At 40.1% G+C, this 10772-nt stretch carries 6 protein-coding genes; 3 read left to right on the forward strand and 3 right to left on the reverse strand.

All coding sequences use genetic code 11. The annotated features are described in order from the left end of the window. Positions 1–884: 884 nt before the first annotated feature. A complete protein-coding gene (gene radA, locus NU887_RS18275) occupies positions 885–2270 on the reverse strand; it encodes a DNA repair protein RadA (RefSeq protein WP_258424828.1) in 1386 nt (461 codons plus the stop codon). Positions 2271–2469: 199 nt separating this feature from the next. After that, positions 2470–5307 carry a DNA polymerase I gene (gene polA, locus NU887_RS18280; RefSeq protein ID WP_258424829.1) on the reverse strand — a complete coding sequence of 946 codons (2838 nt, stop codon included), beginning with the start codon at positions 5305–5307 and terminating at the stop codon, positions 2470–2472. Between the two features lie 219 nt (positions 5308–5526). On the opposite strand from polA, the gene NU887_RS18285 reads away from it, so the two are divergent. Next, on the forward strand, positions 5527–5838 hold the full coding sequence (locus tag NU887_RS18285) for a hypothetical protein (RefSeq protein ID WP_258424830.1): 312 nt from the start codon (positions 5527–5529) through the stop codon (positions 5836–5838). A gap of 65 nt (positions 5839–5903) precedes the next feature. Here the strand turns inward: NU887_RS18285 and NU887_RS18290 are convergent, their stop codons facing one another. After that, complete coding sequence (locus tag NU887_RS18290) at positions 5904–6497, reverse strand: hypothetical protein (RefSeq protein WP_258424831.1); 594 nt, start codon at positions 6495–6497, stop codon at positions 5904–5906. A 391-nt stretch (positions 6498–6888) separates the two neighbouring features. Between NU887_RS18290 and NU887_RS18295 the strand changes: the two genes are divergently transcribed. Then, a complete protein-coding gene (locus NU887_RS18295; RefSeq protein ID WP_258424832.1) occupies positions 6889–10317 on the forward strand; it encodes a hypothetical protein in 3429 nt (1142 codons plus the stop codon). Positions 10318–10329: 12 nt separating this feature from the next. After that, on the forward strand, positions 10330–10707 hold the full coding sequence (locus NU887_RS18300; RefSeq protein ID WP_258424833.1) for a DUF2784 domain-containing protein: 378 nt from the start codon (positions 10330–10332) through the stop codon (positions 10705–10707). The last annotated feature ends 65 nt before the right edge of the window (positions 10708–10772 follow it).

Here is a 10772-nt window from a genome sequence, read left to right on the forward strand (position 1 = left end):
TAATCAGAGGTATAATTGAAATTTAAGGTATTCGATTTCATTTTACCTCAAAGGACCCAAAGGTATCTCAATGGAATTTACCACAGCTCACGAATGGCTCATAGAAAAATGAAAATATTTCACGCAGAGACAAAAAGAGCAAAGTCTCTAAGAAATTAATCTTACGTTCTTAACTAAACCATTGCGCACATTGTGGTTAAACATGTCCCTCGAAGGCGCAAAAACGCTAAGAAAAAGCCTCTAAGAAATTCACCTTATGTTCTTAACGAAATCATTGCGATCAATGCGTTAAAGATTTTCCAATGTTACCTCTAACCATCTGTGAAAATCTGTGTTCATCTGTGTTAAAGATTTTTTCCCGCAGATAGCGCAGATTGACGCAGAAAAAAAGAGAATGTGTCCCGCGAAGGCGCGAAGACGCAAACATTAAATTCAGCTCAGAGGACGCGTAAGACACGGAGAAAAAACTATAATTTATATCATGCGGAGTTAAAAGAGCAAAGCCTCTAAGAAATTCACCTTGGGTTCTTAGCGAAACCATTGCGATAAATGCGTTAAAGATTTTCCAATGTTTCTAATAACCATCTGTGAAAATCTGTGCTCATCTGTGGTTAAATCTTTTTTTCTACCAACTAGGACACGGGCACAGAGATCACAGCGTTTTTGTTTTTTCTCGGTTCAAGCCCTGAAAGGGCGAGATACCAAAGGGATGGGTGCAGCCCATCCTTAAATTCAGATTAGATCCTCATGAGCCCTGAAGGGGCGGAATAATCTCTTAGTCAAATCTCGCCCTTTCAGGGCTGAAGGGATAGCCGCAATTATCTACCACCGAGGGCATGGCACAGTGGTCACAGCGTCCATTTAGCATTCTAAATTCATCATTTTTAATTCGAATTCCCCACCAGCCTCTGATACATTTCTTCAAGTTTGCTGACAGCAATAACCCGAATCTTGTACTTGTCTACATCCAAACCCTTGATGGCATATTTGGAAACCATAATCCGCTTGAAACCCAATTTCTCAGCTTCTGCAATACGGTTTTCAACCCTGTTGACAGCCCGGATTTCTCCTCCCAATCCCACTTCCCCTGCAAAACAGATGTCCTCCGGAACAGGATTGTCTTCATAAGAAGAAACCAGAGAAGCACACACCGCAAGGTCCAAGGCAGGGTCGTCAACTCGCATCCCGCCGGCGACATTCAGGAAAACATCCTGCTGACCCAAGCGCATTCCCCCTCTTTTTTCCAGGACTGCCAAAAGCATATTCAACCGCTTTGCATCAAAACCTGTACTGCTCCGCTGTGGCGTACCATAGGTGGCAGGGCTGACCAAAGATTGGATTTCTATCAAAAGGGGGCGGTTCCCTTCGAGCATGGCACCGATGGCGACACCGTTGAGAACCTCTTCCCTTTGCGTCAGCAAAATCTCTGATGGATTGGCTACCTGTCGCAAGCCTTCGGCACGCATTTCATAAATTCCAAGCTCATTGGTGGAGCCAAACCTGTTTTTGGAAGTCCTTAGAATCCGGTAGGAGAGGTGTCTGTCTCCTTCAAATTGAAGCACGGTATCCACCATATGCTCGAGGACCTTGGGGCCTGCGATAGAACCGTCTTTGGTAATGTGGCCGATCAGAAAGACCGGCACGCCTGTTTCTTTAGCAAATTTCATCAACTCAGCTGTGCATTCGCGGACTTGAGAAACTGAACCTGCAGCCGATTCCACATATTGACTATGCAATGTCTGGATCGAATCGATGATCAATAAATCAGGCTGAAGTATTTCTATCTGTTGAAAAATCTGCTGCGTGTTCGTCTCAGAAAGAACGTAGCAATTATCCGATTTGAAAGCCATCCGCTCTGCACGCATCTTGATCTGGGCCTCGCTTTCCTCTCCCGAGACGTAAAGTACTTTTACTTTTGGCAATGAAAGTGCAATCTGCAACATCAACGTGGACTTCCCGATACCAGGTTCACCCCCAATCAACACCAACGAACCTGGCACGATTCCTCCGCCCAAGACCCTGTCCAATTCGGCATCATGGGTCACCGTCCTCGGCATCTCTTCAAAGTTGATTTCCGACAGGCGCTTTGGTGTGGAGGCCCTTTTTTCCCTTGTTCCTAAAGCTTTCCAATTTCCCTTGCCTGCTTCTTCCTTTTGAATGACTTCTTCTACATAGGTATTCCATTCCCCACAAGCGGGACATTTCCCGATCCATTTGGGGCTTTGTGCGCCACAGTTTTGACAGAAGAAGGTGGTTTTTGTTTTAGCCATTATTTAAGATGTGAGACGCAAGATGTGAGACAAGAGACAGATTTCTCGTGAATTGAAGATTTGGTGTAAAAGAAATTGAAATTTTTGGTTTTGAGTTTTGTGTGGATTTCTTCAAGATTAGGGATTTCTAATTTATAAGATTGCTTCTATTCCTTCGTAGAAACTATCTCAAATCTCATGTCTCATATCTTGTGTCTTTTTAGTGAGCTTGCAGCCAATCTTTTCCTATTCCTGTCTCGACCTCAAGTGGAACATCGATTTTGACGGCATTACACATGAGTTTGGGGATTTCTTTTTGCAGCAATTCCACCTCGTCCTTGTGGGCATCAAAAACCAATTCATCATGCACCTGAAGGATCATCTTGGATTTGAGTTTTTCTTTTTTCATCCATCTGTACACATGGATCATCGCGACTTTGATGAGGTCGGCGGCCGAACCCTGAAGCGGGGCATTGATGGCATTCCGCTCGGCAAAGCCACGCATGGTCATGTTGCGGGAATTGATATCCCTGAGGTAGCGTCTACGCCCAAGAATGGTCTCTACATATTCATTTTTCCTGGCCTTTTCGATCGCGCCGTCCATATACTCTTTTACAGCAGGAAATTCTGTGAAATAGGCATCTATGATTTCTTTGGCTTCTGACCTCGGGATAGCCAGTCTTTGGGAGAGGCCAAACACCGATATTCCATAAATGATCCCGAAGTTGGCTGTCTTTGCCTTTCTTCTCATGTCAGTAGTCACTTCTTCCAAAGGGACTTTAAAAATCTTGGCAGCAGTAGTAGCATGAATGTCCCTGCCCTGTTTGAAAGCTTCGATCATGGATGCATCTTGGGAAAACGCAGCCATGATGCGCAGTTCGATCTGAGAATAATCGGCCGATAGGATCACATGGTTTTCATCTCTCGGCACAAATGCCTTCCTGATTTCACGGCCTCTTGCAGTCCGGATAGGGATATTTTGAAGGTTCGGATTGATGGAAGAAAGCCTTCCTGTGGCGGCGACAAATTGGTTGTAGGTGGTATGAACCCTTCCTGTTTTTGGATTGATCATGGTCGGAAGTGCATCCACATAAGTGGATTTCAGCTTCACCATTTGACGGTATTCTAGGATTGCCTCCGCAATTTCATGTTCGTTGGCAAGCTTGCTCAAAATCTCCTCTCCCGTGGCATATTGACCGGTTTTGGTTTTTTTGGCTTTGGGATCGAGTTTGAGTTTTTCAAAAAGTACCTCACCCAACTGCTTTGGGGAAGCGAGGTTGAACCGAACCCCGGCCAATTCATAAACCCTTTTTTCGATGACTTTACTTTCTTCATCCAAAAGAACTGAGAGTTCAGCCAAACTTGCAGTATCTATTTTTACTCCCTCAAATTCCATATCTGTCAAGACTTCAATGAGGGGGTTTTCAACTTCATGGAGCAATTTTTCAAGGCCATTCTCCTTGATGATAGGGTCAAATTTTTGCTTCAGTTTTAGCGTAATGTCAGCATCTTCTGCTGCATAAGCGACAACTTCATCCACGTCAACATCCCTCATGGTACCTTGATTTTTACCTTTTTTACCGATAAGGGATTCGATGGATACAGGCTTGTAGCTCAGGTATTGTTGAGCAAGCCAATCCATGGAATGCTTTCCTTCAGGTTCGATCAGGTAATGGGCAAGCATCGTATCGTAGAGTTTGCCTTTGACTTCCATGCCGTAGTTTTTCAACACAAGCATGTCATATTTGATATTCTGACCTATTTTGGTGATGTTTTCATTTTCAAATATCCCCCGGAAAAGCTCAAGTTGTTTCCTTGCTTTTTCCTGATCTGAGGGGAAAGGAATGTAAAATGCCTCACCGGGAACATAGGCAAAGGAAAGTCCGACCAATTCGGCCTCATTGGGATTGAGTGAGGTAGTTTCGCTGTCAAAACAGAATTCATCCTGAAGCTCCAGATAAGAGAGTAATTCCTTAATGGCTGTTTCTCCCTCCACTTTATGGTAATCATTTGCCGTAGTGAGGATACTGTCATAGACTTGAGGGACTTCCGGAGTAGGAACTTCTTCTTCTGTCAATTCTTCTTCTTCTATGGCTGGGGAAACAGTTTTTCCTGAATCCACAGGTCCGAATAATCCCAACTGCTCACTGATTTTTGCCGGAGCCTTTTTCATTTTTTCCCCAAATACCCTTTGTGTCAAAGTCCTGAATTCAAGTTCGGAGAAGATGGCTTTTAACTTTTCTTCATTTGGTCCATCGTAGTGAAGGGCGACTTCGTCAAAGGACACAGGAACATCGATTTTGATGGTGGCGAGTTCTTTGGAAAGCAATCCCTGTTGGGCAAAGTTCTCCACATTTTCCTTTTGCTTCCCTTTGAGTTTGTCCGTATTCTGAAGCAATCCCTCTACGGAACCAAATTCCTTTAAAAATTTTACTGCAGTTTTTTCACCTATTCCGGGGATCCCGGGGATATTGTCCACAGCATCTCCCATCAGTCCCAAAATATCCCTGACCTGATCCACATGTTCGATGTCCCACTTGGCACAGACTTCCTTTGGACCCATAATATCAACTCCGTTGCCCATAAAGGCCGGTTTGTACAGGAAAATATGATCATCTACAATCTGTCCATAATCTTTGTCCGGCGTCATCATATATACCACAAAACTTGTCCGCTCTGCTTTTTTGGCAATGGTGCCGATGATGTCGTCGGCTTCAAAACCATCCATTTCCAAAATGGGGATATTGAATCCTTCCACGATTTTCTTGACCCATGGAATACCCACTTCAATATCCTCTGGTTGTTCGAGACGGTTGGCTTTGTATGCCTCAAACTGTACATGTCTAAAGGTGGGTGCTTTGGTATCAAAAGCCACAGCGATGTGGGTAGGTTTTTCTTTTTCCAAAACCTCCAATAAGGTATTGGTAAAACCGAGCATAATGCCGGTATTTAGGCCTTTGGAATTGATTCTTGGGTTTTTGCTGAAGGCAAAATGGGCCCTGTATATCAAGGCCATGGCATCAAGCAAGAAAAGTTTTTTATCTCCTTTTGGGGACATGAGGCAATTGGGTTGAGGTATATATAAGGTTATTCTGAAAAACCGAGTTTCAAAGATTGGCTAAATTACAAATAATAATCAAACCTTAGGAACCAAAAAACGGGTGAATGGCCACTTAAAATTCATTTTACTTGATTCTAGTTTGGCTTAATTATTGAATTTTGAAGGGATAATTCTATATTCAAACTATCTTAAGGACTCAATTAAAATCTAATCAACATGAAAAAGTTAATGTATGTACTGTCTTTTTTTGTAATGGTTTTTGCATTTGAGGTGGAAGCCTCAGCCGCTTCCAACAAAAAAGTGAAGGAAGAATTGTCACCGGAGCAAAAAGAAAGACTTTCCGAAATCGAAGTGAGGGTAGAAGAAATCAAAGCGATGGATTTCTCCGAAATGAGCAAGGAAGAAAGAAAAGAAGTAAAAAACGAACTGAAGGATATGAAAGTGGAAGCCAAGCAAATGGGAGGTGGTGTTTACCTTTCAGTGGGGGCGATCATCATTATTCTATTGTTATTAATTCTGTTGACTTAGAACCATCTGGAAACAAAAAATCCCGCAGAGATTTTTTCTGGGGGATTTTTTTTGGGTTAAGTGGATCAGTTGATTTTTCCGTTCATAGCATCCACCAGTTCTCTTTTGAGTTTACGCTCCCTCTCCAGTGTATTTTTTCGATGTTGGTCAAATTCCTCCAATGTGTCTGAAAGGTCTTTTTGTGCTTTTGAAATCAGCTTGTGGCTTTGGCTGTATTTGAATAAAAAAAACAGAAACGCGGCAGTCAAAGCAGCGACAATAGTCCACATGAGGTTATTGTATGCAGATTTGGAGATTGGCATTCCAAAAAATTCAAAATTGTCTCTAGCCGCCTCTGCAGTACTGAGTTGAACTTTTGTATCGGCAATTTCTTTCTCAAGTCCTGCAATTTTAGCTTGCTGTTCCCCCAGGTTTTGGTTGACAGTAACCAATTGATTTTTGAAAACATTCAGGGAATCGATGACATTGGATTTGAATTTTTCAATGCTTGTTTTTTTGATGACCTTATAGTCTTGATAATTATTGGAAGATTTCATCAGGAAATCAAACTGACTGCTGATACTGCCATTGCTTGATGAACTGACTGAATCTGATTGTTGGGCAAACAAGGGCATTGATAAAAAAATAAACAGCGCTAGATAGATAAGATTTTTTTTCATTGAAATTGGTGTTTATAACTTTCTTTATTCGATTTTTAACTTTTCCCAGTTGCAAATATAAGCAATAAATATGCCTGTATATTTAAAGAAAAGCAAAAAACACTGGATTCAAAATCTTTTTTTCCTGACAACTTGTAAGTTCTTACAGATTTTTGCCCAAAGCGATACTTCAGTCAATAAAAATGGATGAATTTTGATGCGCTTTGCCATTTTTTTGATAATTGAAAATCACAGATCTTCTTTTCTTCTGACAAGCAAATCCGGCATAAGGAAATTTAGCAAGCGATCCATAATCGATGGGTATATATAGTTTTTCGAAGAAATGATGTTATTATATTTTTGATTATCAACAAATTTTGTATATTCAATCCTATTTTTAATCAAAATTTTTATGGGTTTTAAGAACTTCAAAATTTGGGGAGTCTTTTTGGTGGCGATTGTTGTCATTGCCTTCCTACTTTTTCAACAGTCAAATACCAATAAATTAGAGCTTGAAGGTCAGGCTATCAGGAATATTGAACTGGTGAAAGGTCATTTCCAATATGCTTTTCAATCCAATTTGGACAAGGTTTTGTTCAGTCTGCAAGGGAGAAAAAGCCAATTTAAAGGTGCTGTAGAAATTGAACTTGTTGAAGATGGAAACAAAGTACCTGATATCAGCATAAAGAATACTGAATTTACATTTCCATTAAACAACCTTTTTGTAAAAATTGACAGACATCAGTTTTTTGAAAAAATATTTTTGGCCGACACTTCAGGAAAGGTGATTTTTCCCCAAAGCGAAGTAGGAAAAATGCTCCCGGCTTTTGATAAAGTTGAAGCTGACCCATTTAGATTGCCTGTCATCAAGCATGAAATAATCTATAAGGATGAGGTTTATCTACTTTATTTCACTCCTGTGGTGATTGAAAATATGCGGTTCTTTTTGGCGGGAGTGATCAAAAAATCATATTACGACTCCATAGGCCGTCGGGTAGACTTTACTAACCTTACCATTTTGGTGTTTTTGCTAGCCTTGATGCTTTTTTCTCTTCCCATCATATCACTTTTTGGCCTCCAGAAGGGAGACAAGCTGACCAAATTCAGGGTTTATAATGTGGGCCTTTCTCTGATTGGTATAATGGTAATGTTGGGATTTGGGTTTTCTTTTTTCAAACAGCACCACCCCATCGAAGAAGAAATCCATGAAAGGAGTGTTCTTGAAGTTAGAGAGGGGTATTCATCCTATTTGAATGAAAGGAAAGGTACAATCGAATCTTGGGATTCTGATCGGGATGGATTCAATGAATTGATAGAGATCAAAAATGACGGTATCGTGTCCCGGCTTTACATCAATAACTTTGGATTGATTGATGACCCTTCATTTATCAACCTGAATCAAAGGGCATATTTTCTTTTTTTTGGTAAGAAATCCTTTCCGGGAGAATTTGAAAAAGGCAAGGACCAGGTCAATTATATCGGCTCTCATTATTCGCTAGACAGTGCAATAATCGAGTCTGTGATCAGCAAGCTTGACTTTAAAAAGAATCGGATTGAGGCAATTACTTTTTCATGGGATAAATACCAAAGCCCCTATGATTCCATTCGAAGGTATATTCTTTTTAAGGAAGATGGCTTGGTCATCCATAAAAGCCAAAAAATAGATGCACCGGTGGATAACCTCAAAGAAATGCTTTCAGAGACCAAATGGAAAGAAATCACTTCCATCATGAAAGGAAACAGTGACAATGAAAGTGCATTGGAACATAGTTGGGAAATTCCGCTTTATCTCGATGGCCATGCCTATGAGGCGGTCCTTGTTCCTGTCAAAAAACGTAATGAATACGATCAGCCATTATGGATGATTTATTTGGTAGACGGTCATTTGGAGCATGTTTTTTCATCTTTGATCACTTTTGAAACTATGATTCTTCTTCTGGTTTATCTTTCGATATTGGCTTTGATTTCTTTTTTCAATAAGCTGATCAAACCGGAATCAAAATACAAGCAGTGGGAAAAGTTTGCCTATTATTATCTGTTTCCCAAACAGAAAAAGTCCTTTGAATTTATGGTCATGATTGGGTTTTTTGTAGTCTATTCATTCCTTTTGGTTTATTTTTATAACCAGCCCAATTTCCATTTTTTTGCCATGTATGTCCTCATTATTTTGGGCGCACTTCATACCAAAATGTTGATGTATATATGGCTGGGTCCTGTATGGGGTGGACCAAACCACCGGCAAGCGGTCAGTAACATACTTGCTCTTACGTTGATTCTGGTATTTCCTTTCTGGGGTTTGTTTTTTTTGGTAGGTCCTGGCACATTTTGGTTTATCCTGATATTTGTAGCGCTAACCCTCGTTGGTTCTATTTATATCAGAAAAATGATAAACAATGAAAACCAAAAAGAGGAAAGGCCTTCCGAAGAAAATCATAACACACTCCCCAAAGATCAAAGGACTCATTCCCCCTTTCATAACCTCTATGTTGCCTTTTTTATAATGTGGATTTTCCTCATTGGATTTATTCCTGGCTATGTCTTATTTTCCAAGGTATACCAATATGAAAAAAATCATTGGGAAGCAACAAAAGATACCAGGGATTCAGTTCAGCCAAATAGGTTTTGGAACTCTTATGACGAGGCAAGGAGGCTTATTTTTGGAAGTTTATCCACACAATATGAACCTGTTATTTCTGATTTTATAGCTTTGGACAAGTTGAAGGTTCAGCCTGATCCCGAAGCAAAATATGAAAGGGCTTCATTTGGGTTTTTGGGTACCTACTACCGTAACATTTCCCACCAACCATTTTTGTTTCTTTTCGTGAGTATTGTCTTTTTTACTTTCATAGTACTTGCAGTTTGGCTGATCAGGAGCCTGACCAATAAGATTTATTTTTTAGACTTTAATTTTGACTTGATAGAATCGGGGACAGGATCTTCCCAAAAGCACTTATCGCAAGTATTTATCTGTGGGCTTGACTCTGACTTAAACCAGAAATGGGTGATGGAAAAATTCAACAAAAAGCCTACGGACATTGGGGTCATTGATGCCGTCCTTAATCCTACACTTGATAGGGGAGGAGAAATGGTAGAGAAAATGAAAGGTAAATCAATTTGGCTTATCCAAAACCTACATTGTATTGATCTTGGTGAGGAGATGATCAGACTTTTGCCCATCATCATGGAAGAAGCTAGACAGCAAAATAAAATCTTGGTATTGGGTTCGGGTATTTCATGGAAGGAAATGAATAAAAAGCTTGTCGATAAGTTCCAACAAATCCGCTTTTCGCAAATATTCAGCAATTTTTATTTTGAATATATTCCGATAATTGCTCCTAAAGATTCCGATGATGAATCGGTTCTTGAATCGATCCTTCTTACAAACCAAAGGTCAAACAAGGCATTCTATACCAATATTTGGTCGGAATTGAGTTTTGATGAAAGGAAGGTTTGTTACTATTTCAGTATGGAGGGGTTTTTCAATTTTTCCAACAAAGAAGTCATTATTGAATTGCTTCAAAAGGGGATTCTCGTAAGGACTGAAGTATATGAAATGCCCAAACTGTTTAGTAAAACTTTTAGGCATTTTGTCGTCAGCCATGTCAGCCAAGAAGAAATCCTGATATTTAAAAAAGACGAGCAAAAGAATGGCAACGTGAGGACAATCCAAATAGCAGTTTTCAGCTTTATCCTTCTGACAGTTGCCATGATCAGTTATTTTGATAAAAATTTCCTAGACCAGGCTACCACTTTTGTGACGGGGATTGCCGGCGCATTAGGTGGGTTATATTCATTGTTTAGCAAAGCCATTCCAACTTTGAAATTTGGCAGCGGTGAATAAATCATTTCAGCTATGTCGGGTGAATTACTGAAAATGGCAGACCATTTTTTCATAGTCTTTCATACATTTTTGATTTGTTTCAATTTGTTTGCTTGGATTTGGAAGCCACTTCGAAAGTGGCACTTGGCTGTTATTTCTCTTACTTTGGCCTCATGGGTTTTTCTTGGGATTTGGTATGGTTGGGGTTATTGTCTGCTTACAGACTGGCATTGGGAAGTTCTCAGAAAATCAGGGATTCAAGATTTGCCTGATTCATACATCAGCTATATCTTACAAAGGTTTTTTGGATTGAATTTCAAAGACAAAACAGTGGATGGATTTACTTTGGTCTTTGCTTTATTGGCTTTTCTGGTTTCTATCAAAGTAAATTTCTTTTCGAAGGGGTTATAAATTTTATGTTTTGATTAAAACGGTAATGTGGTCAAAAATAGTTGGTGACTTTTACTAAAAAATTT

It is taken from the genome of Aquiflexum gelatinilyticum (assembly GCF_024741135.1).
In the GTDB taxonomy this organism is placed as follows: Bacteria; Bacteroidota; Bacteroidia; order Cytophagales; family Cyclobacteriaceae; genus Cognataquiflexum; species Cognataquiflexum gelatinilyticum.

Bases quoted from the DNA above. Each gene is read 5' to 3' on its own strand.
- radA (WP_258424828.1), bottom strand. From the start codon at position 2,270: ATGGCTAAAACAAAAACCACCTTCTTCTGTCAAAACTGTGGCGCACAA.
- polA (WP_258424829.1), bottom strand. From the start codon at position 5,307: ATGTCCCCAAAAGGAGATAAAAAACTTTTCTTGCTTGATGCCATGGCC.
- NU887_RS18285 (WP_258424830.1), top strand. From the start codon at position 5,527: ATGAAAAAGTTAATGTATGTACTGTCTTTTTTTGTAATGGTTTTTGCA.
- NU887_RS18290 (WP_258424831.1), bottom strand. From the start codon at position 6,497: ATGAAAAAAAATCTTATCTATCTAGCGCTGTTTATTTTTTTATCAATG.
- NU887_RS18295 (WP_258424832.1), top strand. From the start codon at position 6,889: ATGGGTTTTAAGAACTTCAAAATTTGGGGAGTCTTTTTGGTGGCGATT.
- NU887_RS18300 (WP_258424833.1), top strand. From the start codon at position 10,330: ATGTCGGGTGAATTACTGAAAATGGCAGACCATTTTTTCATAGTCTTT.